The 24,677-nt window shown below is 72.6% G+C and carries 27 protein-coding genes; 13 read left to right on the top strand and 14 right to left on the bottom strand.

What is annotated here, in order from left to right; all coding sequences use genetic code 11:
• The coding region (locus AB0A69_RS28380) for a biotin carboxylase N-terminal domain-containing protein (RefSeq protein ID WP_146166841.1) at nt 1–122 on the bottom strand (122 nt) is incomplete at its 3' end.
• A 346-nt stretch (nt 123–468) separates the two neighbouring features.
• Between AB0A69_RS28380 and AB0A69_RS28375 the strand changes: the two genes are divergently transcribed.
• Nucleotides 469–888 carry a hypothetical protein gene (locus AB0A69_RS28375; RefSeq protein ID WP_361427959.1) on the top strand — a complete coding sequence of 140 codons (420 nt, stop codon included), beginning with the start codon at nt 469–471 and terminating at the stop codon, nt 886–888.
• 28 nt (nt 889–916) lie between these two features.
• On the opposite strand, the gene AB0A69_RS28370 is transcribed toward AB0A69_RS28375, so the two are convergent.
• The 4 genes from AB0A69_RS28370 to AB0A69_RS28355 all read right to left on the bottom strand — a co-directional run bounded on the left by AB0A69_RS28370 (nt 917) and on the right by AB0A69_RS28355 (nt 3,603).
• Nucleotides 917–1,528: a nucleoside triphosphate pyrophosphatase gene (locus AB0A69_RS28370; RefSeq protein WP_361427957.1), complete on the bottom strand. Its 612-nt coding sequence runs from the start codon at nt 1,526–1,528 to the stop codon at nt 917–919.
• Between the two features lie 59 nt (nt 1,529–1,587).
• A complete protein-coding gene (locus AB0A69_RS28365; RefSeq protein ID WP_361427955.1) occupies nt 1,588–1,716 on the bottom strand; it encodes a hypothetical protein in 129 nt (42 codons plus the stop codon).
• Nucleotides 1,717–1,788: 72 nt separating this feature from the next.
• Nucleotides 1,789–1,998 carry an acyl-CoA carboxylase epsilon subunit gene (locus tag AB0A69_RS28360; protein ID WP_361427953.1) on the bottom strand — a complete coding sequence of 70 codons (210 nt, stop codon included), beginning with the start codon at nt 1,996–1,998 and terminating at the stop codon, nt 1,789–1,791.
• A gap of 9 nt (nt 1,999–2,007) precedes the next feature.
• A complete protein-coding gene (locus AB0A69_RS28355) occupies nt 2,008–3,603 on the bottom strand; it encodes an acyl-CoA carboxylase subunit beta (protein ID WP_361427952.1) in 1,596 nt (531 codons plus the stop codon).
• A 109-nt stretch (nt 3,604–3,712) separates the two neighbouring features.
• On the opposite strand from AB0A69_RS28355, the gene AB0A69_RS28350 reads away from it, so the two are divergent.
• The 5 genes from AB0A69_RS28350 (at nt 3,713) to hutH (ending at nt 9,667) form a co-directional block, all read left to right on the top strand.
• The gene (locus AB0A69_RS28350; protein WP_361427950.1) at nt 3,713–4,600 is read left to right on the top strand and encodes a biotin--[acetyl-CoA-carboxylase] ligase; all 888 of its coding nucleotides are present in this window, start codon (nt 3,713–3,715) and stop codon (nt 4,598–4,600) included.
• 130 nt (nt 4,601–4,730) lie between these two features.
• Nucleotides 4,731–6,005 (top strand): adenylate/guanylate cyclase domain-containing protein, encoded by a 1,275-nt coding sequence (locus tag AB0A69_RS28345; protein WP_361427948.1) that lies wholly within the window; start codon nt 4,731–4,733, stop codon nt 6,003–6,005.
• A 35-nt stretch (nt 6,006–6,040) separates the two neighbouring features.
• The gene (locus AB0A69_RS28340) at nt 6,041–6,829 is read left to right on the top strand and encodes an enoyl-CoA hydratase-related protein (protein ID WP_361427946.1); all 789 of its coding nucleotides are present in this window, start codon (nt 6,041–6,043) and stop codon (nt 6,827–6,829) included.
• 56 nt (nt 6,830–6,885) lie between these two features.
• Nucleotides 6,886–8,061 carry a diguanylate cyclase gene (locus tag AB0A69_RS28335; RefSeq protein ID WP_361427944.1) on the top strand — a complete coding sequence of 392 codons (1,176 nt, stop codon included), beginning with the start codon at nt 6,886–6,888 and terminating at the stop codon, nt 8,059–8,061.
• A gap of 64 nt (nt 8,062–8,125) precedes the next feature.
• Nucleotides 8,126–9,667 carry a histidine ammonia-lyase gene (hutH, locus tag AB0A69_RS28330; protein WP_361427965.1) on the top strand — a complete coding sequence of 514 codons (1,542 nt, stop codon included), beginning with the start codon at nt 8,126–8,128 and terminating at the stop codon, nt 9,665–9,667.
• A 30-nt stretch (nt 9,668–9,697) separates the two neighbouring features.
• Here the strand turns inward: hutH and AB0A69_RS28325 are convergent, their stop codons facing one another.
• Nucleotides 9,698–10,033, bottom strand: a complete 336-nt coding sequence (locus tag AB0A69_RS28325) for a hypothetical protein (RefSeq protein ID WP_361427942.1) — start codon at nt 10,031–10,033, stop codon at nt 9,698–9,700.
• 106 nt (nt 10,034–10,139) lie between these two features.
• Here AB0A69_RS28325 and AB0A69_RS28320 point away from each other — a divergent pair, with 106 nt between their 5' ends.
• Nucleotides 10,140–10,508, top strand: coding sequence for a hypothetical protein (locus tag AB0A69_RS28320; RefSeq protein WP_361427940.1), 369 nt, complete (start codon nt 10,140–10,142; stop codon nt 10,506–10,508).
• Between the two features lie 210 nt (nt 10,509–10,718).
• Nucleotides 10,719–11,984 carry an Ig-like domain-containing protein gene (locus AB0A69_RS28315; protein WP_361427938.1) on the top strand — a complete coding sequence of 422 codons (1,266 nt, stop codon included), beginning with the start codon at nt 10,719–10,721 and terminating at the stop codon, nt 11,982–11,984.
• 74 nt (nt 11,985–12,058) lie between these two features.
• Here AB0A69_RS28315 and AB0A69_RS28310 read toward each other — a convergent pair whose 3' ends face one another.
• Nucleotides 12,059–12,916 (bottom strand): helix-turn-helix transcriptional regulator, encoded by an 858-nt coding sequence (locus tag AB0A69_RS28310; RefSeq protein ID WP_361427936.1) that lies wholly within the window; start codon nt 12,914–12,916, stop codon nt 12,059–12,061.
• A gap of 147 nt (nt 12,917–13,063) precedes the next feature.
• Between AB0A69_RS28310 and AB0A69_RS28305 the strand changes: the two genes are divergently transcribed.
• Both AB0A69_RS28305 and AB0A69_RS28300 read left to right on the top strand, forming a co-directional pair.
• A complete protein-coding gene (locus AB0A69_RS28305) occupies nt 13,064–14,104 on the top strand; it encodes an NAD(P)-dependent alcohol dehydrogenase (RefSeq protein ID WP_361427934.1) in 1,041 nt (346 codons plus the stop codon).
• A gap of 94 nt (nt 14,105–14,198) precedes the next feature.
• A complete protein-coding gene (locus AB0A69_RS28300) occupies nt 14,199–14,612 on the top strand; it encodes a DUF1330 domain-containing protein (RefSeq protein WP_361427932.1) in 414 nt (137 codons plus the stop codon).
• Here AB0A69_RS28300 and msrA read toward each other — a convergent pair.
• The 3 genes from msrA to AB0A69_RS28285 form a co-directional block, all read right to left on the bottom strand.
• A complete protein-coding gene (gene msrA / locus AB0A69_RS28295; protein ID WP_361427930.1) occupies nt 14,537–15,211 on the bottom strand; it encodes a peptide-methionine (S)-S-oxide reductase MsrA in 675 nt (224 codons plus the stop codon). The two genes, AB0A69_RS28300 and msrA, sit on opposite strands and share 76 nt — an antisense overlap.
• 84 nt (nt 15,212–15,295) lie before the next feature.
• A complete protein-coding gene (locus AB0A69_RS28290) occupies nt 15,296–16,399 on the bottom strand; it encodes a hypothetical protein (RefSeq protein ID WP_361427928.1) in 1,104 nt (367 codons plus the stop codon).
• Entirely contained in the window at nt 16,396–18,057 is a 1,662-nt protein-coding gene (locus AB0A69_RS28285) for a M48 family metallopeptidase (protein ID WP_361427926.1), read from the bottom strand. The genes AB0A69_RS28290 and AB0A69_RS28285 overlap by 4 nt, the downstream gene beginning before the upstream one ends.
• 142 nt (nt 18,058–18,199) lie before the next feature.
• Here AB0A69_RS28285 and AB0A69_RS28280 point away from each other — a divergent pair, with 142 nt between their 5' ends.
• Complete coding sequence (locus AB0A69_RS28280) at nt 18,200–19,441, top strand: FG-GAP-like repeat-containing protein (RefSeq protein ID WP_361427924.1); 1,242 nt, start codon at nt 18,200–18,202, stop codon at nt 19,439–19,441.
• Between the two features lie 49 nt (nt 19,442–19,490).
• Here the strand turns inward: AB0A69_RS28280 and AB0A69_RS28275 are convergent, their stop codons facing one another.
• Nucleotides 19,491–20,594, bottom strand: coding sequence for a hypothetical protein (locus tag AB0A69_RS28275; RefSeq protein ID WP_361427922.1), 1,104 nt, complete (start codon nt 20,592–20,594; stop codon nt 19,491–19,493).
• Between the two features lie 157 nt (nt 20,595–20,751).
• Here AB0A69_RS28275 and AB0A69_RS28270 point away from each other — a divergent pair, with 157 nt between their 5' ends.
• Nucleotides 20,752–21,906: a cystathionine gamma-synthase gene (locus tag AB0A69_RS28270; RefSeq protein WP_361427920.1), complete on the top strand. Its 1,155-nt coding sequence runs from the start codon at nt 20,752–20,754 to the stop codon at nt 21,904–21,906.
• A 20-nt stretch (nt 21,907–21,926) separates the two neighbouring features.
• Here AB0A69_RS28270 and AB0A69_RS28265 read toward each other — a convergent pair whose 3' ends face one another.
• Genes AB0A69_RS28265 through AB0A69_RS28255 form a run of 3 tightly spaced genes read right to left on the bottom strand, consistent with a single transcriptional unit; the run spans nt 21,927 to nt 23,216 of the window.
• Entirely contained in the window at nt 21,927–22,133 is a 207-nt protein-coding gene (locus tag AB0A69_RS28265; protein WP_361427918.1) for a hypothetical protein, read from the bottom strand.
• Nucleotides 22,130–22,633: a sigma factor-like helix-turn-helix DNA-binding protein gene (locus tag AB0A69_RS28260; protein WP_361427916.1), complete on the bottom strand. Its 504-nt coding sequence runs from the start codon at nt 22,631–22,633 to the stop codon at nt 22,130–22,132. Before AB0A69_RS28260 ends, AB0A69_RS28265 begins: the two co-directional genes overlap by 4 nt.
• 31 nt (nt 22,634–22,664) lie before the next feature.
• Nucleotides 22,665–23,216 (bottom strand): MarR family transcriptional regulator, encoded by a 552-nt coding sequence (locus tag AB0A69_RS28255; RefSeq protein WP_361427914.1) that lies wholly within the window; start codon nt 23,214–23,216, stop codon nt 22,665–22,667.
• Between the two features lie 226 nt (nt 23,217–23,442).
• Between AB0A69_RS28255 and ilvA the strand changes: the two genes are divergently transcribed.
• Entirely contained in the window at nt 23,443–24,672 is a 1,230-nt protein-coding gene (gene ilvA / locus AB0A69_RS28250; protein WP_361427912.1) for a threonine ammonia-lyase, read from the top strand.
• Nucleotides 24,673–24,677 lie beyond the last annotated feature (5 nt).

The following is a 24,677-nucleotide window of genomic DNA, read 5'->3' as shown; positions in this document are numbered from 1 at the left end:
ACGTGCAGAGCGTCCCGGTCCGGATCGGCGTAGACGGCTACGCTCGCGATCCCGGCATCCCGGCAGGCACGGGCGACACGGACAGCGATTTCGCCACGGTTGGCGATGAGCACCTTGCGCACGATGGCTCCCTCCTTGAAACAAGCTGAGTTTAGGGACTACCGACACGGCCTTTCGACCCGTCCCCACTAGTGAGCTTGCCCACACGGAGCGTGATCCGAGGCGTATCCAGGGGGTGAAATCCCTTGTCGCACCACGTTACGCAGGGCACCTTCACGGCACAGTAACCCTGGGGTGTGGTCAAGGTCTCTGTCCTGGCGGCCAGCGCGCTGTCCGGTTTCTTTGTGGACTCCCTACGAATGGGCGAATGATTCTTTGCGGTCGTGTCGAGACCCTTGTCCAAAGGTTTACCAGTCAGTAGCGTTCGCGTCGTCATCCGTACTGCTGGTAACAGTCAGGGGGCCCGTGGTGACCCGAAGACCGATAGCCCTGGCGGCCGGCGTCGCCCTGCTCGCCGAGGCGGCGGGCGTCCTGCTGGTCCACGTCGCGCTGACCGCGGTCCTCGGCGGCCAGCGGATGTCCCTGGCGGGCCTGGACCCGGACGCCATGATCGCCGGGACCTGGGCCATGGGCGGCGTCCTCGCCGCGTTCCTGGCCCTGTGCGGGGTCCTGCTGCTGGTCCTGGCCGTGCGCGACCGCGCGCCCGGCCGCGCGGTGCGCCTCCTGCTGATCTCCTGCGCGATCACCCACGGCGTGCTCGGCGCCGTGACGGCCGCCCTGGTGGGCTGGGGCGCGTTCGCCCTCATGATGGCGATGCTGGCGCTGGTCGTGGCGTCGCTGGTCCTCTACGGCCCCGGGGCCGCGGAGCCCGACGCGGCTCCCGCCTGAGCCCCGCCCCGGCACGCGCGCCGCACCGTCAGGAACGCCCCGTCCACAGATCGGTGATCTCGACGCCCAGCTGCCGCAGCAGACGGCGCAGCAGCGGCAGGGACAGCCCGATGACGTTGCCCGGGTCGCCGTCGATGCCGTCGATGAAGGGGGCCGAGCGCCCGTCGAGCGTGAAGGCGCCCGCCACGTGGAGCGGCTCGCCGCTGGCGACGTACGCCGCGATCTCCTCGTCCGTCGGCTCGCCGAAGCGGACCAGCGTCGAGCCGGTCGCGGACGCGTACCGCTTGGCCGCCGTGTCGTAGACGCAGTGGCCCGTCTGGAGGACACCGACACGGCCGCGCATCGCCTTCCAGCGGGCGGTGGCCTCCTCGGCGTCGGCCGGCTTGCCGAGGGCCTGCTTGTCCAGCTCCAGGACGGAGTCGCAGCCGATGACGAGCGCGCCGCTCACCTCGGGGCGGGCGGCGACGTGAGCCGCCTTGGCCTCGGCGAGGGAGAGGGCGAGCTCGGCCGGCGTCGGGGCGGTGACCTTGTCCTCGTCGACGCCGCTGACGATCACCTCGGGGGCGAGTCCGGCCTGCCGCAGCAGGCCGAGGCGGGCGGGGGACGCGGACGCGAGGACCAGGCGGCGCTGAGCAGTCATGGCCGTCATGGTACGGAACGGATCACCGGACGGCGGATCAGTGCAGGCCGACGACGGGATCAGTGCAGCCCGACGACGAGCATGCCCAGCACCATCGCCAGCGCCAGCAGGATCCCCGCGCGGCGCAGCATGACCTGCATGTCGCGCATCTCTTGGGGGGGTTCGTTCTTCGGGTCGGACCACAGCATGCCTTCGATCCTGAGGCCGACCGGCCCGGTGGCGCCTGAGTACGCGTACTCAAGCGCCACCCTCCTTGGGAACTACGTCGGCCAGTAGGAGCGCGCCCACGAGCGCGGCCCGGGGCGCGGGCGCGCCGTACGGGCGATCCTGGCCGGGTCCGACCAGTCCTCGGGGACGCGTGCCGCGCCGCCGGAGGCCGCCGAGGCCGTCGCGGCGGCGCGCGCCCGGACCACCGCCAGTGCGGCGGCCAGCTCCTCCGGCGTCGGGTTGCCCCGCAGCACCTTGATCATGGGGGCTCCTTACAGGGGGATGTTGCCGTGCTTCTTCGGAGGCAGGTTTTCCCGCTTCGTACGCAGCTGACGCAGCCCGCGCACGATCTGCGCGCGCGTCTCCGACGGCATGACGACGGCGTCGACGTAGCCGCGCTCGGCCGCCGTGTACGGGTTGAGCAGGGCGTCCTCGTACTCCTGGATCAGGCGCGCCCGCGTCACCGCCGCCTCGTCTTCGTCCTTCGCCTCCTCGATGGCGCGCCGGTGCAGGATGTTGACCGCGCCCTGCGCGCCCATCACCGCGATCTGCGCCGTCGGCCACGCCAGGTTCAGATCGGCGCCCAGGTGCTTGGAGCCCATGACGTCGTACGCGCCGCCGAACGCCTTGCGCGTGATGACCGTGATCAGCGGCACGGTCGCCTCGGCGTACGCGTAGATCAGCTTGGCGCCGCGCCGGATGATGCCCTCGTGCTCCTGGCCGACGCCCGGCAGGAAGCCCGGCACGTCGACGAAGGTCAGCACCGGGACGTTGAACGCGTCGCAGGTGCGGACGAACCGCGCGGCCTTCTCGCTCGCGTCGATGTCGAGGCAGCCGGCGAACTGCATCGGCTGGTTGGCGACGATGCCGACCGGATAGCCCTCGACACGCCCGAAGCCGGTGATGATGTTCGGCGCGAACATCGCCTGCGTCTCCAGGAACTCGCCCTCGTCCAGGACGTGCTCGATCACCGTGTGCATGTCGTACGGCTGGTTGGCGCTGTCCGGGATGAGGACGTCGAGCTCCCGGTCCTCGTCCGTCGGCTCCAGGTCCGCCTCCTCCGGGAAGGCGGGCGGCTCGGAGAGGTTGTTCGAAGGGAGGTAGGAGAGCAGGGACTTGACGTACTCGATGGCGTCCTTCTCGTCCCCCGCCATGTGGTGCGCCACGCCCGAGGTGGTGTTGTGGGTCCGGGCGCCGCCCAGCTCCTCGAAGCCGACGTCCTCGCCCGTCACCGTCTTGATGACGTCCGGGCCGGTGATGAACATGTGCGAGGTCTGGTCCACCATCACCGTGAAGTCGGTGATCGCGGGGGAGTACACCGCGCCGCCCGCGCAGGGGCCCACGACCAGGCTGATCTGCGGGATGACACCGGAGGCGTGGGTGTTGCGGCGGAAGATCTCGCCGTACATGCCGAGGGCCATGACGCCCTCCTGGATGCGGGCGCCGCCGGAGTCGTTGATGCCGATGACCGGGCAGCCGGTCTTCAGGGCGAAGTCCATCACCTTGATGATCTTCTGCCCGAACACCTCGCCCAGCGCACCGCCGAACACCGTGAAGTCCTGCGAGAAGACCGCCACCGGCCGGCCGTCGACCGTGCCGTACCCGGTGACGACACCGTCGCCGTACGGGCGGTTCTTCTCCAGGCCGAAGTTGGTGGAACGGTGCCGGGCGAACTCGTCCAACTCCACGAACGAGCCCTCGTCCAGCAGCAGGGCGATCCGCTCGCGGGCCGTCAGCTTGCCCTTCGCGTGCTGCTTCTCCACGGCGCGTTCGGAGCCCGCGTGGGTGGCCTCGTGGATACGGCGCTGGAGATCCGCGAGCTTGCCCGCGGTCGTATGGATGTCGATCTTCTGGGCCGGCTCGGACATCGGGATGCGGCTCCCTGACTGGTCACGGGTTCGTTGGCTACTGATCCGTAGCGTATCGGCGGCGATACCGTTCGGCAGTGCGGTGTTTGCCACACCTACGCTGGCTTGCATGACGTCTTCACATGGTCCAGCAAGCCCGTGGTCGGATCTCGAACGGCCGCCCCTGAACGCCACCGCGCTGCGGCGCGCGCTCCTCGTGCCCGGCGGGCTGTGGACCTCGCTCGACGTCGTGGCCGCCACCGGCTCCACCAACTCCGACCTGGCGGCCCGGGCCGCGGAGCTGTCCGAGGGCGCCGTGCTCGTCGCCGAGGAACAGACCTCCGGGCGCGGGCGGCTCGACCGAGTCTGGTCCGCGCCCGCGCGCTCGGGCCTCTTCTTCTCCGTGCTGCTCCGGCCGCGAGTGCCCGCCGAGCGGCTGGCCTGGCTGCCGCTGCTGACCGGCGTGGCCGCCGCCACCGGCCTGGCCCGCGCGGCGGGCGTCGACATGTCGCTGAAGTGGCCCAACGACCTGCTGGTGAAGGTGCGGCGCGAGGACGGGGTGAAGGAGGAGCGCAAGGCCGGCGGCATCCTCGCCGAGCGGGCCGGCGGCGCCGCGGGCCCGGCGGACGACGCGATCGTCGTCGGACTCGGCCTCAACGTCACGCTGCGCGCCGACGAGCTGCCCGTCCCGACGGCCGGCTCCCTCGCCCTCGCCGACGCCGTCTCCACCGACCGCGACCCGCTGCTGCGCGCCGTCCTGCGCTCCCTGGAGCTCTGGTACGGGCGGTGGACGGCCGTCGACGGCGACCCGGCGGCCTGCGGGCTCCAGGAGGCGTACGCCGCGGGCTGCGCGACCCTCGGCCGCGCGGTCCGCGCGGAGCTGCCCGGCGACCGGACGCTGACCGGCGAGGCGGTCGCGATCGACGGAGGCGGACGGCTCGTCGTGGAGCGGGCGGACGGTGGCGGACGGGAGGCCGTGGGCGCGGGCGACATCGTCCATCTGCGCCCGGCGGACTGAACGCGCTCCCACGACGCCCCCAAGACGCTCCCGCGAGGGGACGTGAGCCACGGCACACCTGCCGTATCGTTGAGGCGATCCAGCGACAGATCGGCAGGGCAGTGCGCAGGGAACGGGCAGGAGGCGGCCGGTGACCGTCGACGACGCGAATTCGCGCAGGTCCGGAGCCGGGTCGGGAGACGGGTCCGGTGGTGGACCCGGAAGCGGGCCCGGAGGCGGGTCGGGAGGCGGACCCGGAGGCGCGTCCGAGCCGGGCTCCGGACCACGGTCCGGGCCGGGGGCCGGCTCCGGCGGAGCCGAGTACCCGACCCCCCACCACGTCGTCGACCACACGGCCGAGCCGACCGACGACCCGCTCGCCATCCGCCTGGAGCAGCTGATCCTCGGCGCCGACCGCCGCTACACCCCCTTCCAGGCGGCCCGCACCGCCGGTGTCTCCATGGACCTGGCGTCCCGTTTCTGGCGGGCCATGGGCTTCGCCGACATCGGCCAGGCCAAGGCGCTGACGGAGGCGGACGTCCTGGCGCTGCGGCGGCTGGCCGGTCTGGTCGAGGCGGGGCTGCTGAGCGAGCCCATGGCGGTGCAGGTCGCCCGGTCCACCGGGCAGACCACGGCGCGGCTCGCCGAGTGGCAGATCGACTCCTTCCTGGAGGGCCTCACCGAGCCGCCCGAACCGGGCATGACGCGCACCGAAGTGACGTATCCGCTGGTCGAGCTGTTGCTGCCGGAGCTCCAGGAGTTCCTGGTGTACGTGTGGCGGCGGCAGCTCGCGGCGGCGACCGGGCGCGTCGTCCAGGCCGCCGACGACGAGGAGATGGTCGACCGGCGCCTGGCGGTCGGCTTCGCGGACCTCGTCGGCTTCACGCGGCTGACGCGGCGGCTGGAGGAGGAGGAGCTCGGCGAGCTGGTCGAGGCCTTCGAGACGACCTGCGCCGACCTGGTGGCGGCGCACGGCGGGCGGCTGATCAAGACGCTCGGGGACGAGGTGCTCTACGCGGCGGACGACGCCGGTACGGCCGCCGAGATCGGGGTGCGGCTCATCGAGACCCTCGCGCACGACGAGACCATGCCCGCGCTGCGGGTGGGCATCGCCTTCGGCACGGTGACGACCCGGATGGGCGACGTCTTCGGTACGACGGTGAACCTCGCCAGCCGGCTCACCTCGATAGCGCCCAAGGACGCGGTCCTGGTCGACGGGGCGCTGGCGGAGGAGCTGTCGCGGACGGGCGAGGCGCCCGTGTCGGAGGCGCAGGTCGCCGAGGAGATCGCGCGCGCCGAGAAGGACGGCGAGGCACCCCCGTCGTACCGCTTCGCGCTCCAGCCGATGTGGCAGCGGCCCGTGCGCGGGCTCGGTGTGATCGAACCCTGGCTGCTGACGCGGCGGGAGCCTAAGATCCCGGGGTAGCGTCGCTAACGCTCGTTAACCGGGAGGGTGTCAGTATGTCCGAGGAGCGCTTCGGGGAGTTCGTCGCGGTACGCCGCCATGAGTACGTGGCGGAACTGGTCCTCGACCGGCCCAAGGCCATGAACGCCGTCTCGTCGGAGATGGCCCGCTCCATCGGCGCGGCGTGCGACGCGCTGGCCGCCGACCCGTCGGTCCGCGTCACCGTGCTGACCTCCTCCAGCGAGAAGGCCTTCTGTGTCGGCGCCGACCTCAAGGAGCGCAACTCCTTCACGGACGCCGAGCTGGTGCGCCAGCGCCCGGTCGCGCGCGCCGCGTACACCGGCGTGCTGGAGCTGCCGATGCCCGCCATCGCGGCCGTGCACGGCTTCGCGCTCGGCGGCGGATACGAGCTGGCGCTCGCCTGCGACCTCATCGTGGCCGACGGGACGGCGGTCATCGGGCTGCCCGAGGTGTCGGTGGGCGTGATCCCCGGCGGCGGCGGTACGCAGCTGCTGCCGCGCCGGGTGGGGGCCGCGCGGGCGGCCAGGCTGATCTACACGGCGGAGCGCCTGAAGGCGGACGAAGCCGAGCGGCAGGGGCTGGTGGACCTGATCGCGGAGGACGCGCGCACGGAAGCGCTGGAGCTGGCCGCGAGGATCGCCGCCAACTCCCCGGTCGGCCTGCGCGCCGCCAAGCGTGCCCTGCGGCTCGGGCAGGGGCTCGACCTGCGGGCGGGCCTGGAGGTCGAGGACGCGGCCTGGCGGTCGGTGGCCTTCTCGGGGGACCGGGCGGAGGGTGTCGCGGCCTTCAACGAGAAGCGCACGCCGCGGTGGCCCGGTGAGTGATGGCCGGTCGCCGGGCCCGGGAGTGAAAAGTTCTGGGGCGTCCCTAAGCTTGAGGAATGGGTGAGGATGTCCGGCTACGGGCCGTAGTGGCGCTGGCGCAGTCGATGGCGTCGGCGCACACCCCGCGCGAATCGTGGCGGGCGGCGGCACTGGGCGCGCGCGACGCGCTCGGCGGCACGTTCGCCGCGCTGTCGACGTGGGAACGGGACCTGGGCCGGCTGCGCGTCCTGGTGAACGCCGGGGACCGGGTCCAGGGCGAGGAGGAGTTCCCGGACGCGGAGACGTACCCGGTGTACCAGTTCTCCGAGATCACCGAGTTCCTGCACGAGCGCTGGGCCGGCGGCGGGGAGCCGAACGCCTGGGTCGAGACGGCCGAGGGCCCGCACGCGGACGCGCACGGGTACTCCGGACTGGGGTCACCTCCCGTCCACGAGGCGGTACGGGGCAGGGTGGCGGCTCTGCGCAGGCGGGGCCGCGGCTGCTGCGTCGTCGCGCCGATCGTGCTGCACGGGCGCGCGTGGGGCGAGCTGTACGTGGCCCGGCCGGTCGGGGCGCCGGTCTTCGGCCCGGAGGACGCCAAGTTCGCCACCGTACTGGCGTCGGTCGTGGCGGCCGGGATCGCCCAGACCGAGCGGCTGGAGGAGGTCCGCAAGCTGGCCTTCACCGACCCGCTGACGGGGCTGGCCAACCGGCGGGCGGTCGACATGAGACTCGACGAGGCGGTGGAGCGCTCCCTCGCCGACGGGTCGGTGGTCTCGCTGGTGGTGTGCGACCTCAACGGCCTCAAACGCGTCAACGACACGCACGGCCACGCGGTCGGCGACCGGCTGCTGGAACGGTTCGGCTCGGTGCTGTCGTACTGCGGGGCGATGCTGCCGGGCGCGCTGGCCGCACGCCTGGGCGGCGACGAGTTCTGCCTGGTCTCGGTGGGCCCGGGTGCGGACGAGGTGGTCGCGGCCGCGGACGAGCTGTGCGTACGGGCCGGGGAGCTGGAGCTCGGCGAGGGCGTGGCGTGCGGCGTGGCCTCGACGGGCGACCCGATCGGCGAGGTGCGCTCGGCGCGGCGGCTGTTCCGGCTGGCGGACGCGGCGCAGTACCGCGCGAAGGCGGCGCGCTCACTGAAGCCGGTGGTGGCGGGGCGCGACGGCGCGGTGATCGAGCTCGCGGACCACCCGCCCGCGGCCGCCCGCGACCGGCGCAGCTTCCGCGACGCGCCGCCCGCGGATCTGTAAGGGGTGCTGGAAAGGCGGGGTAGTGACACGTTGGGATTCAGTCCGTACGCTGCTGAATATGGATATGCACACAGTCGTGGTGGGGACGTCCGGAACCACCGCCCAGGACGTCATCGCCGTGGCCCGCGGCAACGCACGCGTCGAGCTGTCGCAGGAGGCCCTCGACGCACTGGCCAAGGCCCGTGAGATCGTCGATGCCCTCGCCGCCAAGCCCGAGCCCGTCTACGGCGTGTCGACCGGCTTCGGCGCCCTCGCCACCCGGCACATCAGCCCCGAGCTGCGCGCCCAGCTCCAGCGCAACATCGTGCGGTCGCACGCCGCCGGCATGGGCGCGCCCGTCGAGCGCGAGGTCGTACGCGCGCTGATGTTCCTGCGACTGAAGACCGTCGCCTCCGGCCACACCGGCGTCCGGCCCGAGGTCGCGCAGACCATGGCGGACGTCCTCAACGCCGGGATCACCCCCGTCGTGCACGAGTACGGCTCCCTCGGCTGCTCCGGCGACCTGGCCCCGCTCAGCCACTGCGCGCTCACCCTCATGGGAGAGGGCGACGCCGAGGGCCCCGACGGTGTGGTCCGCCCCGCGGGCGAGCTGCTCGCCGCGCACGGCATCGCGCCCGTCGAGCTGCGCGAGAAGGAGGGCCTCGCCCTCCTCAACGGCACCGACGGCATGCTCGGCATGCTGATCATGGCCCTCGACGACCTGGACAAGCTCTACAAGTCCGCCGACATCACCGCCGCGCTCTCGCTGGAGGCGCTGCTCGGCACGGAGAAGGTCCTCGCGCCCGAGCTGCACGCCATCCGCCCGCACCCCGGCCAGGGCGCCGCCGCCGCGAACATGCTCGCCGTCCTGAAGGGCTCCGGCCTCACCGGCCACTTCCAGCAGGACGAGGCCCCGCGCGTCCAGGACGCGTACTCCGTGCGCTGCGCGCCCCAGGTCGCCGGCGCGGGCCGCGACACCATGGCCCACGCCCGGCTCGTCGCCGAGCGCGAGCTCGCCTCGGCCGTGGACAACCCGGTCGTCCTGCCCGACGGGCGCGTCGAGTCCAACGGCAACTTCCACGGCGCGCCCGTCGCGTACGTCCTGGACTTCCTCGCCATCGCCGCCGCCGACCTCGGCTCCATCGCCGAGCGCCGCACGGACCGGCTGCTCGACAAGAACCGCTCGCACGGCCTGCCGCCGTTCCTCGCGGACGACGCCGGCGTCGACTCGGGCCTCATGATCGCGCAGTACACCCAGGCCGCCCTGGTCAGCGAGATGAAGCGGCTGGCCGTCCCGGCCTCCGCCGACTCCATCCCGTCCTCCGCCATGCAGGAGGACCACGTCTCCATGGGCTGGTCCGCCGCCCGCAAGCTGCGCACCGCCGTCGGCAACCTGGGCCGGATCATCGCCGTCGAGCTGTACGCCGCGACCCGCGCCATCGAACTGCGCGAGGGCCTCACCCCGGCGCCCGCCTCCCGCGCCGCCATCGAGGCGCTGCGCGCGGCAGGCGTCCAGGGCCCCGGGCCGGATCGTTTCCTCGCCCCCGACCTGGAGGCCGCCGACGCGTTCGTACGCGAGGGACGGCTCCTCGAGGCCGTGGAGCGGGTCACCGGCCCGCTCGCCTGAGGACACGGGCAGGAGGAGGGGCGCGCGCCGTCAGAGGGCGGTGTGCGCCCCTCGGCGTACCGCGAAGGCCACGAGCCCCGCGCCGAGGGTCAGGAACGCCGTGCCGCCGATCAGATACGGGGTGGTGTCCACGCTGCCGGTGTCGGCGAGCGCCAGCTCCTGCCGCTGCTGCTGCGGCTGAGGCTGCGACGCGGTGGACACGGTGGACAGGGTGGACACGGTGGACGTGGCGTTCGTCCGGGTCTCCTCCGGTGCGCGAACCACCGGGTCCTCAGCGGTGGCGTTGGCCGAAGGGACGAACCACAGCGCGCAGAGCAGCGTACCGGCGGCGGTGGCGGTCAGCAGCGGTCGACGTGCGACGGACACAGATTCAGATCCCCTTGCGGAACCGAGAATTGGTGGGTGCGTCGATGCTAATGAACACAGCGGGTCGCAGGAAAGTCGCGGGGGAGGGCAGCTTACGCTCCGTCATATGAGCCCTTCTGAGACATCACGTTATGTGCGGCTTCGGGTGGAACTGACGCTGGAAATCAGGGACACCGAGGAACTCACCGCCGCCGCCCTGGACCGTATCGACGCCGACGAATTCATGCCCGAGGACGAGCTGACGCACGCCCGCGCGGCCGTCCGCGAGGACGAAGCGGAAGCTCTCGCGTACCTCGTCGACCCGGACACGCTCCTCGGCGAGCTGCCCGGGGTCGAGCTCCTCCAGGCGTCCTGGACCAGCGAGCAGGTCGAGTACGACCCCGAGGTGGAGGAGTGGGATCTGGACGAGGACGACGAGGACGACGAAGGCGACGAAGGCGACGAGGAGGGCGCCGACGAGGGGGAACGGGTGTAAGGGGCGCCCGGTCGTCCGCCGGGGGAGTGGCCGGTTTCAGGGGCCCCGGATCACGTCTCCGGGGCCCGCACCTGCATGCTGGGAACCGGAACCGTTCCGCCATGCGTCGATCAGTGGTGTTCCCCACATACTTCGTGGATCCTTCGTGGATTGGGAACCGGACGGGTTGTTATGGGTGTTGTTGGAACAGTTGGCAGGGATTCGGCGACGATGGAGAAGCGTGTGATGACGGACGGCAAGCGGCGCAAGGGCCTGATGGCCGCGTCCGCCCTGCTCGGTGGCGTGCTGGTGCTCACGGCCTGCAACGACGGCGAGGCCAAGAGCAACGGCACCTCCGGCGGCTCGTCCTCTCAGGCGCAGGTCGACGAGGCGGCGGCCAAGGACGCCTCCAAGGCCCGAATAGTGATCTCGCCGAAGAACGGCGCGAACAACGCGGGCATCAACGACGACGCCAAGGTCACCGTGAGCGAGGGCACGCTCACCCAGGTCACCATGACCACGCAGGACGGCAAGAGCGTCAAGGGCGAGATGTCCGCCGACGGCACGAGCTGGAAGCCCAGCGAGCAGCTGGAGCGGGCCACCACGTACAAGATCGCCGCCTCGGCGAAGGACTCCGAGGGCCGCGAGGCCCACGAGAACTCCTCCTTCACCACCGTCTCGCCGGACAACAGCTTCATCGGCAACTTCACGCCCGAGGACGGGTCCACCGTCGGCGCCGGCATGCCGGTCTCGATCACCTTCAACAAGCCGATCACGGACAAGAAGGCCGTCCAGTCCGGCATCACCGTGTCGTCGAGCAGCGGCCAGCAGGTCGTCGGCCACTGGTTCAACTCCCAGCGCATCGACTTCCGGCCCGAGCAGTACTGGACCGCGGGCTCCACGGTCACGCTGAAGCTGAACCTCGACGGGGTCGAGGGCGCCGACGGCGTCTACGGCGTCCAGCAGAAGACCGTCACCTTCAAGATCGGCCGCAGCCAGGTCTCGACCGTCGACGTCGCCACGAAGACCATGACGGTCGTCCGCGACGGCAAGACGATCAAGACCATCCCGATCTCGGCCGGTTCCCCGGAGAACCCGACCTACAACGGGCAGATGGTGATCTCCGAGAAGTTCAAGGAGACCCGGATGAACGGCGCGACGGTCGGCTTCACGGACGACGACGGCAAGGGCGAGTACGACATCAAGGACGTGCCGCACGCCATGCGGCTGTCCACGTCCGGCACCTTCATCCACGGCAACTACTGGGGTGCCGACTCCGTCTTCGGCAGCGTCAACACCAGCCACGGCTGCGTGGGCCTCAACGACGTCAAGGGCGCCGGTGACCCGGGCCAGCCCGCCGCCTGGTTCTTCGACAACTCCCTCGTCGGTGACGTGGTGATCGTCAAGAACTCCAAGGACAAGACGATCGCTCCGGACAACGGCCTCAACGGCTGGAACATGGGCTGGGCGGAGTGGAAGGCCGGCTCGGCCGTCTGACCCACCCGTACGGCGAAAGGCGGCGGCCCCCCTCGTGGGGGCCGCCGCCTTCGTCGTCAGCGGCACGCGTGGGTTCAGCGCGTCGGCGCGACCTCGTCCACGCCCCAGTTCGCCAGCAGCCGCAGCGCGTCCGCCGACGGCGAGCCCGGCTCCGCCGTGTACGTCACCAGGCTCAGGTCCTGGTCGGCCGGGAGGCGCAGCGTCTCGTACGACAGCGTCAGCTCACCCACCAGCGGATGGTGCAGCCGCTTCACCCCGTGGCCCTTCTCCTGCACCGTGTGCGCGGCCCACAGCGCCCGGAACTCCTCGCTCTTCACCGACAACTCGCCCACCAGCGCCGACAGCTTCGGATCGTCGGGGTAGCAGCCCGCGCACAGCCGCAGGACGCTGACCACCTCGGTGGCCTTCGACTCCCAGTCGACGTACAGGTCGTGCGCGTTGGGGTCGAGGAACACCAGCCGCGCCATGTTCCGCTCCTCGTCCGGCAGCGCGGCGAAGTCGCCCAGGAGCGCGCGGGCCATCCGGTTCCAGCCGAGGACGTCGAGCCGCCGCCCCAGCAGGAACGCGGGCACGCCGTCCATCGCGTCGAGCAGGTACCGCACCTCCGGCCGCACCCGCTGGGGACGGGAGGCGGTCGTGCGCTTCTTCTTCGTCGTCGGCCCCGCCAGCCGCGTCAGATGCGCGTGCTCGGCGTCCGACAGCCGCAGCGCGCGGGCGATGGCGTCCAGCACCTCCGGGGAGACGTTGGCGCCCTTCCCCTGCTCGATCGAGGTGTAGTACGCGACGGAGACCCCGGCCAGCTGGGCCAGCTCCTCCCGGCGCAGGCCCGGCACCCGGCGCGCCCTGCCGAAGTCCGGCAGGCCGACGTCCTGCGGCTTGAGCCGGGCCCGTCGGGAGCGGAGGAACTCACTCAGTTCGGTGCGCTGGTCCATGACACCCCAGTATTCCCGTTCCCGTGCGGTCGAGCCTGATCCCGCCAGTAGTAGGACCAGCGGACGTACGGAAGCCAGGGGGCTGGGCCGATCGATTCCGGCCGGGCAAGATCATTCACGAACACCCCACCAGGAGGAGAGACCGGCATGAACACTGTTGCCGCTTACGCAGCCCCCGCAGCCAACGCCCCGCTGGAGCGCACCACGGTGCCCCGCCGGCCGGTCGGCGAGCACGACGTGCTGATCGAGATCAAGTACGCGGGCATCTGCCACTCCGACATCCACCAGGCCCGCGACGGCTGGGGCGAGGGCATCTTCCCGATGGTGCCCGGCCACGAGATAGCCGGTGTCGTCACCGAGACCGGTCCGGGCGTGACCAGGTTCGCGGTGGGCGACCGGGTCGGGGTCGGCTGCTTCGTGGACTCCTGCCGCACCTGCTCGTTCTGCCGGCAGGGCCTGGAGCAGTACTGCACCGAGGGCATGACCCCCACGTACAACGGCCGCGGCAAGGACGGTGAGCCGACCTACGGCGGCTACTCCACCCACATCGTCGTCGACGAGAACTACACCGTCCGCATCCCCGACAGCCTGCCGCTGGACGTCGCCGCGCCGCTGCTGTGCGCGGGCATCACCCTCTACTCGCCGCTCGTCCACTGGAAGGCCGGCCCCGGCAAGAAGGTGGCGATCGTCGGTCTCGGCGGCCTCGGCCACATGGGCGTGAAGATCGCGCACGCGCTGGGCGCCGAGGTGACCGTGCTCAGCCAGACGCTGCGCAAGCAGACGGACGGCTTCACGCTCGGCGCCGACCACTTCCACGCCACCAGCGACCCGGAGACCTTCGAGAAGCTGGCCGGCACCTTCGACCTGATCGTCTCCACGGTCGCGGTGCCGCTGGACTTCTCCGCCTACCTGGGCCTGCTCAAGACGGACGGCACCCTGGTGAACGTCGGCGCACCCGAGGAGCCGGTGTCCCTCAACCTCTTCTCGCTGATCAACGCCCGCCGCACGCTGGCCGGTTCGATGATCGGCGGCATCGCCGAGACGCAGGAGATGCTGGACTTCTGCGCGGAGCACGGGCTCGGCTCGGAGATCGAGCTCATCCGCGCGGACCAGGTCAACGAGGCGTACGAGCGCGTCCTGAAGAGCGACGTGCGCTACCGGTTCGTGATCGACGCCTCGACGATCTGAGGACGGGACCGGGCGGTGGCATGACCTCCGGGGTAATCGACCCCGGGCGGTCGCGCGGAGACCATGGGGTCATCCCGATGACGAGGAGGACCCCATGACCGCGTACGCCATCGCCACCCTGAAGCCGCCGGCCGTGCTCCACGACGAGGTGCTGGACTACATGGAGCGCATACAGTCCACCCTCGACCCCTTCGAGGGCCGGTTCCTGGTGCACGGGGCGCCCACCATGGAGGTGCGCGAGGGCAGCTGGGACACCGCGCTGGTGATCATCGGCTTCCCGTCGCTGGACCACGCCCGCCGCTGGTACGACTCGGACGCGTACCAGGCCCTGCTGCCGCTGCGCACCCGCCACATGGAGGGCGACGCCATCCTGATCGACGGTGTCGCCCCCGGGTACGACCCGGCCGCGACGGCGGCGGCGATCCGCGAGGCTCAGTCGTCCGCGCCGGCCCCGGCCCCGGCCACGCCCACCGGGCAGGAGACGCCCGTGCCGCCGATGCCGCAGTAGCCGTTCGGGTTCTTGTCGAGGTACTGCTGGTGGTACGGCTCCGCCGGGTAGAAGGGGCGGCCGTCCGCCGGCAGGATCTCCGTGGTGACAGCGCCGTAGCCGGAGTCCTTCAGCACGCGCTGGTAGGCGTCCCGGGACGCGTCGGCGGCCGCCGCCTGGTCCGGGGAGTGGGTGTAGAGCGCCGAGCGGTACTGCGTGCCCACGTCGTTGCCCTGGCGGAAGCCCTGGGTGGGGTCGTGGGACTCCCAGAAGAGCTTCAGCAGCGCGCTGTACGGGACGACGGACGGGTCGAAGACGACACGGACCACCTCCGTGTGGCCCGTCAGGCCCGAGCAGACCTCTTCGTACGACGGGTTAGGCGTGTAACCGCCCTGGTAGCCGACGAGGGTGGTCCACACGCCCTCCGTCTGCCAGAACTTCCGCTCGGCGCCCCAGAAGCAGCCCAGCCCGAAGTCCGCGACCTCCAGACCGGCCGGGTAGGGGCCGAGGAGGGGGGTGCCGAGGACCGTGTGGCGGTCGGGGACGGTGAACTCCTGCTCCGGGCGGCCCGGCAGGGCCTGGTCCGGGGTCGGCAGGACGGGCGTGCGGCCGAAGAACATGGTTCGGTCTCCTTGCGGGGCGGACGCGGTGACGGCACCGGAACAACGTTCCGGTGCCGTCTGGAATTCCTCGCTCCGCCCGCGTCAGGCGGTGGCCGCCGCGGCGGCCACGCTCTCGTCGCGCAGGCGGCAGTACGCCGCCGCCGGGTCGTTCCGGTAGCGCCACGGCAGGGCGTCGACGTAGCCGTCGACCAGCCGGAACTGCTCCACGGCGGCCTCGTCCCGGTCCTGGAGCGAGAGGTAGTACGCCAGCAGGTGGCGGACCTCCGCCAGACGCGGGTGGCCGGGGTCGGCGGCGGCCGCGTCGGCGAGGGCGGCGTCGACCAGGGCGTGCATCTCGGGCGTGCGGTCGCCCTCGGTCGTGTCCGACTCGTCGTGCTCGAAGTGCGCGATGAGCGGGAACGCCGTCATCAGGCTGCCCAGCGGCGCCCCCGCGGCCGCGCGGGCCGCGAAGTCCCGCGCCAGCTCCTCCGAGCCCCGCCACTTGCCGCACCAGTACTGGAGCGCCGAGAAGTGGGCCTCGTAGTGGTGCGGGGCCCGCTCGGTGATCTCCCGCCACAGCCGGTCCATCTCGGCGTGCGGATAGCCCAGCCCGAGCGCGGTCCAGATCTCCCCGACGTACGGCGCCGGGTCGCCCTCGGGTGCGAGGGCCGCCGCGCGGGCGTGCTCCTCGCGGGACCGGGCGAGGATCCGGTGGAAGCCCTCGAACTGCTCGTGCGTGGTGTTCCGCGCCCGCTGGGCGCCGCGGATGCGCCAGGCCAGGAACACCGTGGAGCGGGCCCGTACCAGCGCCGCGCCCGGGTCGTCCGGGTGCGCGGCCTCCCACGCCAGCAGCCAGGCGTCGTCCTCGGCCGCCACATCGGCGAACTCCTCGCAGTACCGGGTGCGCCACTCCCAGTCCCGCGCGGCCGCCGTCGCGTCGAAGAGGGCGGCGGCCGGCTTGAAGTCGCCGCCCTTCGCGGCGGCGAGGGCCGCCTCCAGCGGGGCGGGGCGCGGGGCGGACAGCTCGGTGTTCTGCCGCTCGGGCGGCAGGAAGCCCAGCGCGGCGGCCTCGTCCGCCCGCTGCTCCTCGGAACCGACGTAGCGCCAGCCCTCGCGGGCGCCCTGCACGATGGCCTTGAGGAAGTACCCGCCGACCGCCAGCACGGCGAGTGCGATCACGCTCAGGACGATCCAGATGACGGTCACCGCGCGGCCCCGTCCGTGAGGCCGTCCGTGAAGCCGCCCGGGTGGCCGCCCGTGTGGCCGTACGAGAGCAGCGCGCGCAGCGGCGCGGTGTCGGGGACGTCCGCGGTCGCCGCGTCGACGGCCGCCTCCAGGTCGAGCTCGGTCCCGTCCGGGCCCAGCGGCAGGTGGACGATCGCGGACCGGGACCACGAAAACTCCCAGCGCAGCTGGGCGCGGGCGCTCAGCTCCGCCATCACCATGCCGTTGATCGCCTTGCACAGCACGGGCCGGACGAACTCCCGGAAGACGCGTCCGGTCGCCGAGGCCGCCTCCTCCGACAGCGGCAGCCGCTGCGCCAGTTGCCACAGCTGACCGTCGTCGATCACCTTCAGCAGCGCGGGCAGCGTCGGCGGTTCGCCGGTGTACGCGCCCAGCGCCCGGTGCAGCGGCGACTCGACCGAGGCGAGACGTGCGCTCATGGCCGCGTCGAGCAGCTCCTCCCAGCTGCCGGTGCGGCGGAACGCGCGCGCCTGCTCCGACAGGACCACGTCCTCCAGCACGGCCAGCGTGCGGGCCGGGTCGGCGAGCAGACCCGTCGCGGCGCCCTTGCCCTCGTCGACGCGGCCGTCCTCCGGGAGCGCCTCGATGGCGCGGACCCGGTCGGCGATGGCCGGGTGGGAGTCGTACGGGGAGACCGGCTCGGTGGGCAGTTCGGCGCGCAGCCCGGCCAGCTCCAGCTCGCGGGCGGTCAGCAGGCGGTCGAAGCCGCCGAAGATCTCGCCGCGCGGCGGCAGCAGCCGCGCCGAGGTGCCCAGCGTCGCGTAGCAATCCTTGTAGAAGCTGAACGCGGCGTCCAGCGACGGCAGCTCGCGCAGCGCGGAGGCGGTCGCGTCGCGGCCGGCGATCCGGGCGGCCGCGGCGTCGGCGGCGTACTCCTGCCGGCGCGAGTCGTTCATGGTGGCGCGGAAGTACAGGTGCGCGTAGGCGGTGTAGATCCGGGCCATCGTGCGGTACGTGATGCCGGCGCCGCCCGTGTCGACCTCGCGCGTCTTGCGGCCCTTGGCCTCGGCCTTGGCGTTGCGCTTCTCCTGGCGGGCCCGCTCGCGGCCGGCCGTCTTCGCGGCGCGTTCCTCGAAGTGGGCGATGGTGCGGAAGAGCTGGGTGCGTCCGCGCGCGGTGATGGCGCCCAGCCGGGTGTCGTGGTTGACGTAGTGACCCAGCTCATGGGCGAGGACGGCGCGCAGCTGGGCTTCGCTGAGGCCCTGCATCAGCGGGACGCCGAGGTAGAGGTGGCGCGGCCCGGGGAGCAGGCCGAGGAGCCGGGCGTTCTCGGTGACGGCGGCGTTGACGTCGCCGGTGAGCAGGATGCGGGTGGGCGGCCGCGTGCCGACCTGGTCGGCGAGCTCGCGGACGGTGCGCCACAGCTCCGGTTCGTCGGCCTCGGTGACGGCCAGGCCGCCCTGGCCGTCGTCCTTCGGCGTGCGCAGCATGAACATGCCGCGTACGACCGGGATGGCCAGCAGCACGGACACCACGTACAGCTTGGTGGCGAGCGCGGAGGGCGCGTGCAGGTACAGCAGGTAGTCGATGCCGGCGAGGACGGCCAGCAGCAGGACGCCGAGCAGAAAGAAGCCGGCGAGCAGAACGAGTGCGCGCAGCGCGCGCAGGGATGCGCCCATCGGGCAGAGCTCCCCCACTGAAAATGGACATGACGAAGAGGCGTGGGGGGAAGCGGAGTATCACCCAGCCGGGCCGGTGCGGGCAAGCGAGATCCGTGGGGCTACTGTGACGCGCATTCATCGTCACTGGGGGGCACACCACATGCGCACTCTGCGTCCATCCCTGCGCGGACTTTCCCTGCGCGCGGCGGCCACCGCCGCGTTCACCGCGTTCACCGCGCTCGGCCTGCTGGCGACGGCCGTTCCGGGCGCGCACGCCGCGTCCGGGTACGACCGCTGCCCGCAGGGGAAGTTCTGCCTGTTCGACAACGCCGACGGCACGGGCACGATGACCACGTACACCGGCAGCACGCCCACGCTCGGCACCTTCGACAACAAGGCGTCCGGCATGCGCAACCGCACCGGGCTGTACGCCTGTGTCTACAGCCAGCCGCGGTACGAGTACTCCGACTCCGTCCGCCACGTGGCGCTCCAGGCGGGCAATGAGGACTATGCGTACGGGTTCGAGCACATCAAGGACGAGAACAGCTACCTCTCCAACAACGTCAGCTCCTTCCGCCTCGCCCGTACCCAGCACGAGTGCGGCACCGGCCTGGAGTACATGCCGTGGTATTCGCCGTCCGAATCCAGCGAGCGCGGACCGCAGGAGTTCGGCGACTTCAACGCGGACGGCACCACCGACCTCCTCTTCCGCTCGGTCCACGGCAACCTCTGGTTGCAGCGCGGCGACTCCACCGCCACCCGCATCGGCACCGGCTGGCAGTCCATGACCGCGCTCCTGCGCCACGGTGACCGCAACGGCGACGGCACGGAGGACATCGTCGCCCGCGACACCGCCGGCGCGCTGTGGATGTATCCGGGCAACGGCACGGGCGGGCTCAAGCGGCGCGTCCAGATCGGCACCGGCTGGCAGTCGCTCAAGCACCTCACCGCCGTAGGCGACTTCAACGGTGACGGCAGCAAGGGCGACCTGATCTCCACGGACTCCACCGGCGCGCTCTGGCTCCACCCGGGCAAGGCGGCCGGCACCGTGGCCGCGCGCCAGAAGATCGGCTCCAGCGGCTGGCAGTCCATGACCGCGCTCGTCGGAGCCGGTGACATGAACGGCGACCGCAAGAGCGACCTCGTCGCCCGCGACGCGTCCGGAAACCTCTGGCTCTACCCGGGCCGCGGCACCGGCACCCTGGCCCCCCGCAAGCTGATCGGTGCGAGCTGGAAGAAGTTCAGCCGCGTCTTCGCCGTCGGGGACGCCAACGCAGACGGCTCCAACGACCTGTACGCCCTGGAGGACCCGCTCCTGTACCTGTACGCCAACAACGGCACGGCCCGACTGCGCGAGAGCGGCGTCGACTGGGACTGGGACCGCCGCGAGACGGCGTTCTGACGCCTGCCGTGGAAGCGGGGGCGGCCGGGCCCGGCCGCCCCCGTCCGCGTCAGTGCGGCAGCGTCGCCGGGCTGCCCCCGTTCGCCTCGTACCCCGCCACCGCCAGCGCCCGGAAGATCGCGTACTGCGCCGCCGGGTCCTCGCTCAGCGTCCACGGCAGCGCACCGACGTGGCCGTCCACGTGCACCAGCTGGTTCATCGCCTCCGACCAGCGCTCGGCGCTCACCAGGAAGTGGATCAGCAGATGGCGCACGTGTGCCAGCATCGGGTCGTCCGGGCGGGCCGAGTGCACGGCGTACAGCGCGCCCTCCATGGCCTTGGAGACCACCTCGGTGCCGTAGAAGTCCCGCACCAGCGCCACCTCGGGCAGGTGCTCGAAGACCGCGAACAGCGGCAGCGCGGCCAGCAGCGAGCCGCGCGGGGCGCGGGCCGCCGCGGCGGTGGCGAACTGGTCCGCGTCCCGGCGCGAACCGTGCCACTTCTCGCACCAGTAGTGCAGCGCCGCCAGGTGCGCCCCCATGTGGTGCGGCGCCCGGTCGATGATCTTGGCCCACACCTGGTCGAACTGCTCGTGGCCGTACCCGAGGCCGCGCGCGACGGCCAGCTCGATGATGTACGGCACGGGGTCGCCGGGCGCCAGCAGCGCCGCCTCGCCGCTCACCGTGCGCGCCTCTTCGAGGATGATCCGGAAGTCGTCCGTGCCGGCCGACGAGGAACGCCACGCCTGCTGCACCAGGAACTCCGCGTGCACCGCCGCGCCGCCCGGGTCCTTCGGCTTCTCGGCCCGCCACGCCCGCAGCCACGCGCCGCCGGTGCCCGGCTGCTGCTGGAGCTCCAGCGCCGCCGCCCCCGCGAACGCCTGCACGCGCTGCCAGCGCACCTCGCCGTCCTTGTCGGTGCCGGCCAGCAGCTGCGAGGCGGCCCGCCAGTCCTGCGTCCGCTGCACCACGTCCAGCACGTCGACCAGGTCCTGGTCGGGTCCCGGCATGCGGACGTCCAGCTCCTCCTGGCGCACGAAGCCGTACGCGCTCGGGTCGGCCGCGTCCGGAGCGCCGGGGTCGACCAGCCGGATGCCGCCGCGGCGGCGCGACAGGAACGACGCGACGACCACGCCGATCAGACCGACGGCCAACAGGAACCAGAGAATCTCCATGCGCCCATTGTCCCGGACCCCACCGGCACTCCGGACCCACCGGCACTCCGGACCCACCGGCACTCCGGACCCGCCGGCGGGTCCGGACCGCAGCGGCGGTCCACCCCACAGCGGCGTCGCGTCCGCCGCGCCGCCGGCCCGACTACGCTCGGGCTGCATGAGCGACGAGCACACGCACCAGAGCTTCGAGACCCGCGCCATCCACGCGGGCAACACCGCGGACCCGCTGACCGGCGCGGTCGTCCCGCCCATCTACCAGGTCTCCACCTACAAGCAGGACGGTGTGGGCGGCCTGCGCGGCGGCTACGAGTACAGCCGCAGCGCCAACCCCACCCGTACCGCCCTGGAGGAGAACCTCGCGGCCCTGGAGGGCGGCCGGCGCGGCCTGGCCTTCGCCTCCGGTCTCGCGGCCGAGGACTGCCTGCTGCGCGCGCTCCTCGCCCCGGGCGACCACGTGGTCATCCCCAACGACGCGTACGGCGGCACCTTCCGGTTGTTCGCCAAGGTCGTGGCCCGGTGGGGCGTGGAGTGGTCCGTCGCCGACACCTCCGACCCGGCGGCGGTACGGGACGCGCTCACCGACCGCACGAAGGCCATCTGGGTCGAGACGCCGTCCAACCCGCTGCTCGGCATCACGGACATCGCGGCCCTCGCGGACGTGGCCCGCACCGCCGGGGTCAGGCTCGTCGTCGACAACACCTTCGCCAGCCCCTACCTCCAGCAGCCGCTCGCGCTCGGCGCCGACGTCGTCGTCCACTCGCTGACCAAGTACATGGGCGGCCACTCCGACGTCGTCGGCGGCGCCCTGGTGACCGCCGACGAGGCGCTCGGCGAGGAGCTGGCGTACCACCAGAACGCCATGGGCGCGGTGGCCGGCCCCTTCGACTCGTGGATCGTGCTGCGCGGCATCAAGACCCTCGCCGTCCGGATGGACCGGCACAGCGCCAACGCCGCCCGCGTCGCCGAGATGCTGACCCAGCACCCGAAGGTGACGCAGGTGCTCTACCCGGGGCTGCCCGACCACCCCGGCCACGAGGTCGCCGCCAAGCAGATGCGCGACTTCGGCGGCATGATCTCCTTCCGCGTCCGGGGCGGTGAGGCCGCGGCGGTCGAGGTCTGCAACCGCGCCGAGCTGTTCACGCTGGGCGAGTCCCTGGGCGGCGTCGAGTCGCTCATCGAGCACCCGGGCCGCATGACCCACGCGAGCGTGGCCGGCTCCCTGCTGGAGGTCCCGGCGGACCTGGTGCGGCTGTCGGTCGGCATCGAGAACGTCGACGACCTGCTGGCGGACCTGCGCCGGGCGCTCGGCTAGTTCCGGGCCCCCGGGCAGGATCAGGGCTCCAGGGTCGACGCCCACACCGTGAGCGCGGTCAGCGCGGCGCACAGCAGCAGCCAGGCCGTGCGCCGCAGCAGGCGTGCGCGGCGCAGGCTGCGGGCGCCGCGCTCGATCGCGCGGGCGGCCAGGTCGGCGGGGACCCGCGGGCGCGGCGGGGCCTGGAGCATCCGCCGGACCTCGGCCTCCTTCGCGGGGTCGTTCACGGCGCGGACCCCCGGCCGGTCCCGGGTCCGGCCGCCCGCCCGTCGCGGTGGCGGGCCCGTACCCGCATGGCCCGGACCGCGCGCGTACAGAGGGCCCGCACCCGCTCCACCGGCAGGTCCAGCAGCGCGGCCGCCCGCTCCTCGCCGATCCCCTCGTACAGGCACAGCACGAGGACGAGCCGCTCGCGGGGGGTGAGCGGGGACAGCAGGCCGCCCCGCCCCCGCCGGAAGCGCCAGGCGGCGCGGGCGAACCGCTCCGTCAGCTCGTGGCGGGCGATGTCGTACGGGTCCTCGCCGCGCAGCCGGTCCCAGCGGGCGTACGTGGCGGCCAGCGCGGCGGTCAGCAGTTCCCGCGCGTACGGGTTCCGGGCCGGCGTCTCGGCCGTCAGCAGCGTGGCGGCGTGCAGCAGCCGGCCGGCCGCGCCCGCGACGAACGCCTCGAACTCGCGGGCGCGGTGGGCCCGTGATCGCCGTGCCGTCGCCCGCCGCCGCTGTCGCACGTCCTCATATGAGGGCGTGCGCGCGGCCGGGTCAAGAGGCCGGGGCGGCTTCCGTCGTGCCGTCGCCTTCCGGGGAGGCCGCGGCAGCGGGCGCCTCCACGGGCGGCAGTCCGGCCTGGCGGGCCGAGAGCGCCGAGTTGAACCGGGTGAGCAGCGTGCAGAACGACTCGCGCTCCTCCTCCGTCCAGCCCTCCGTCACCTGGGCCATCAGCTCGCGCCGCGAGGAGCGGACCTCCTCCAGCCGGGCCTGCCCGCGCGGCGACAGCTGGAGCACGACGGCCCGGCCGTCCTCCGGGTGCGAGGTGCGCTTGACCAGGCCGGTGTCCACCAGCGGCGCCACCTGGCGGGTGACGGTGGACGAGTCGATGCCCATCCCGGCCGCCAGCGCCTTCACGCCCATCGGGCCCTCCCGGTCGAGCCGGTTCAGGAGCAGGTACGCGGCCCGGTCCATCGAGTTGCGGAGCTGGCCGGTGCCGCCGAGGCGGGTCTGCTCCGCCCGCCGGGCGAAGACGGCCACCTCGTGCTGGAGGGCATCGAGGAGGCCTTGGTGAAGATCAGTCGTCATGTCCTGGGACGTGGGCATGGCTGCGGCTCTCTCGTGCGGTGGTGGTGGTTGGTGGGGGACAGAGTACGCGGACCCGCGCGAGTCCGTACCAGCGCTGCACAAACGTGATGAGCGGCGGTGTGACCGGCGGTGCGAGCGGCCCTCCGGGCGCCGGCCGGTGCTGGTCCGGCACCGGCCCGGCACCGGCCCGGAGCCGCGGCGAGCGGTGATGTGGGGCGTGGGGCGAGCTGCGAGACTGGCGGTCATGAGCTTCCGTACGCCACACCCCTCACACTCGCTGATCCTCGACGACATCCGCGGGGCGCAGAAGATGCTGTCGGGCGTGGCCCGGATGACCCCGATGGAGGGCAGCCGGCACCTGTCGCGGCTGGTGGGGGCCCCGGTCCACCTGAAGTGCGAGAACCTCCAGCGGACGGGCTCGTTCAAGCTGCGTGGCGCGTACGTGCGGATCGCCGGGCTCCGCCCCGAGGAGCGGGCGGCCGGGGTGGTCGCCGCGTCGGCCGGGAACCACGCGCAGGGCGTCGCCCTCGCCTCCTCGCTGCTGGGTGTGCGCTCCACCGTCTTCATGCCGGTCGGCGCCCCGCTGCCGAAGGTGGCGGCGACCCGGGAGTACGGCGCCGACGTCCGGCTGCACGGCCACGTGGTGGACGAGACGCTGGCCGCCGCGCAGGAGTACGCGCGGGCGACGGGCGCGGTGTTCATCCACCCCTTCGACCACCACGACATCATCGCCGGGCAGGGAACGGTCGGGCTGGAGATCCTGGAGCAGTGCCCGGAGGTGCGGACGATCCTCGTGGGCGTCGGCGGCGGCGGCCTGGTGGCGGGCGTCGCGACGGCGGTCAAGGCGCTGCGCCCGGACGTGAAGGTGATCGGGGTGCAGGCGCAGGCGGCGGCCGCCTACCCGCCCTCCCTGCGGGCGGGCCGGCCGGTCGTCGTGGACACCGCGCCCACGATGGCCGACGGCATCAAGGTGGGCCGCCCCGGCGACGTACCGTTCGCCATCGTCGACGAGCTCGTCGACGACGTCCGCACGGTCTCGGAGGACGCCCTGTCGTCGGCGCTGCTGCTGTGCCTGGAGCGGGCGAAGCAGGTCGTGGAGCCGGCCGGGGCGAGCCCGGTGGCGGCCCTGCTCAGCACGCCGGAGGCGTTCCAGGGCCCGGTGGTCGCGGTGCTGTCGGGCGGGAACGTCGACCCGCTGGTGCTCCAGCGGATCCTGCGGCACGGCATGGCGGCGGCCGGGCGCTACCTGAGCCTGCGGCTGCGGCTGACGGACCGGCCGGGGGCGCTCGCGACGATGCTCGGGGTGCTGTCGGTGTCCGACGCGAACGTCCTCGACGTCGGGCACGTACGCACCGATCCCCGCCTCGGGCTCACGGAGGTGGAGGTGGAGCTGCACCTGGAGACCAAGGGGCCGGAGCACTGTCAGGAGGTGCGGGCGGCGCTGCAGGACGCGGGGTACGTGGTCATGGAGTGAGACCC

The organism is Streptomyces sp. NPDC045431, assembly GCF_040646655.1.
Lineage (GTDB): Bacteria > Actinomycetota > Actinomycetes > Streptomycetales > Streptomycetaceae > Streptomyces.
This window is presented reverse-complemented; position numbering and strand designations above follow the sequence as displayed.

What these genes read in the sequence shown, in the direction of transcription:
- hutH (WP_361427965.1), top strand. Translation starts at nt 8,126, where the DNA reads ATGCACACAGTCGTGGTGGGGACGTCCGGAACCACCGCCCAGGACGTC.
- ilvA (WP_361427912.1), top strand. Translation starts at nt 23,443, where the DNA reads ATGAGCTTCCGTACGCCACACCCCTCACACTCGCTGATCCTCGACGAC.
- AB0A69_RS28360 (WP_361427953.1), bottom strand. Translation starts at nt 1,998, where the DNA reads ATGATCAAGGTGCTGCGGGGCAACCCGACGCCGGAGGAGCTGGCCGCC.
- AB0A69_RS28315 (WP_361427938.1), top strand. Translation starts at nt 10,719, where the DNA reads ATGGAGAAGCGTGTGATGACGGACGGCAAGCGGCGCAAGGGCCTGATG.
- AB0A69_RS28255 (WP_361427914.1), bottom strand. Translation starts at nt 23,216, where the DNA reads ATGCCCACGTCCCAGGACATGACGACTGATCTTCACCAAGGCCTCCTC.
- AB0A69_RS28350 (WP_361427950.1), top strand. Translation starts at nt 3,713, where the DNA reads ATGACGTCTTCACATGGTCCAGCAAGCCCGTGGTCGGATCTCGAACGG.
- AB0A69_RS28310 (WP_361427936.1), bottom strand. Translation starts at nt 12,916, where the DNA reads ATGGACCAGCGCACCGAACTGAGTGAGTTCCTCCGCTCCCGACGGGCC.
- AB0A69_RS28370 (WP_361427957.1), bottom strand. Translation starts at nt 1,528, where the DNA reads ATGACTGCTCAGCGCCGCCTGGTCCTCGCGTCCGCGTCCCCCGCCCGC.
- AB0A69_RS28340 (WP_361427946.1), top strand. Translation starts at nt 6,041, where the DNA reads ATGTCCGAGGAGCGCTTCGGGGAGTTCGTCGCGGTACGCCGCCATGAG.
- AB0A69_RS28365 (WP_361427955.1), bottom strand. Translation starts at nt 1,716, where the DNA reads ATGCTGTGGTCCGACCCGAAGAACGAACCCCCCCAAGAGATGCGCGAC.
- AB0A69_RS28285 (WP_361427926.1), bottom strand. Translation starts at nt 18,057, where the DNA reads ATGGGCGCATCCCTGCGCGCGCTGCGCGCACTCGTTCTGCTCGCCGGC.
- AB0A69_RS28275 (WP_361427922.1), bottom strand. Translation starts at nt 20,594, where the DNA reads ATGGAGATTCTCTGGTTCCTGTTGGCCGTCGGTCTGATCGGCGTGGTC.
- AB0A69_RS28355 (WP_361427952.1), bottom strand. Translation starts at nt 3,603, where the DNA reads ATGTCCGAGCCGGCCCAGAAGATCGACATCCATACGACCGCGGGCAAG.
- AB0A69_RS28270 (WP_361427920.1), top strand. Translation starts at nt 20,752, where the DNA reads ATGAGCGACGAGCACACGCACCAGAGCTTCGAGACCCGCGCCATCCAC.
- AB0A69_RS28300 (WP_361427932.1), top strand. Translation starts at nt 14,199, where the DNA reads ATGACCGCGTACGCCATCGCCACCCTGAAGCCGCCGGCCGTGCTCCAC.
- AB0A69_RS28335 (WP_361427944.1), top strand. Translation starts at nt 6,886, where the DNA reads ATGGGTGAGGATGTCCGGCTACGGGCCGTAGTGGCGCTGGCGCAGTCG.
- AB0A69_RS28305 (WP_361427934.1), top strand. Translation starts at nt 13,064, where the DNA reads ATGAACACTGTTGCCGCTTACGCAGCCCCCGCAGCCAACGCCCCGCTG.
- msrA (WP_361427930.1), bottom strand. Translation starts at nt 15,211, where the DNA reads ATGTTCTTCGGCCGCACGCCCGTCCTGCCGACCCCGGACCAGGCCCTG.
- AB0A69_RS28280 (WP_361427924.1), top strand. Translation starts at nt 18,200, where the DNA reads ATGCGCACTCTGCGTCCATCCCTGCGCGGACTTTCCCTGCGCGCGGCG.
- AB0A69_RS28320 (WP_361427940.1), top strand. Translation starts at nt 10,140, where the DNA reads ATGAGCCCTTCTGAGACATCACGTTATGTGCGGCTTCGGGTGGAACTG.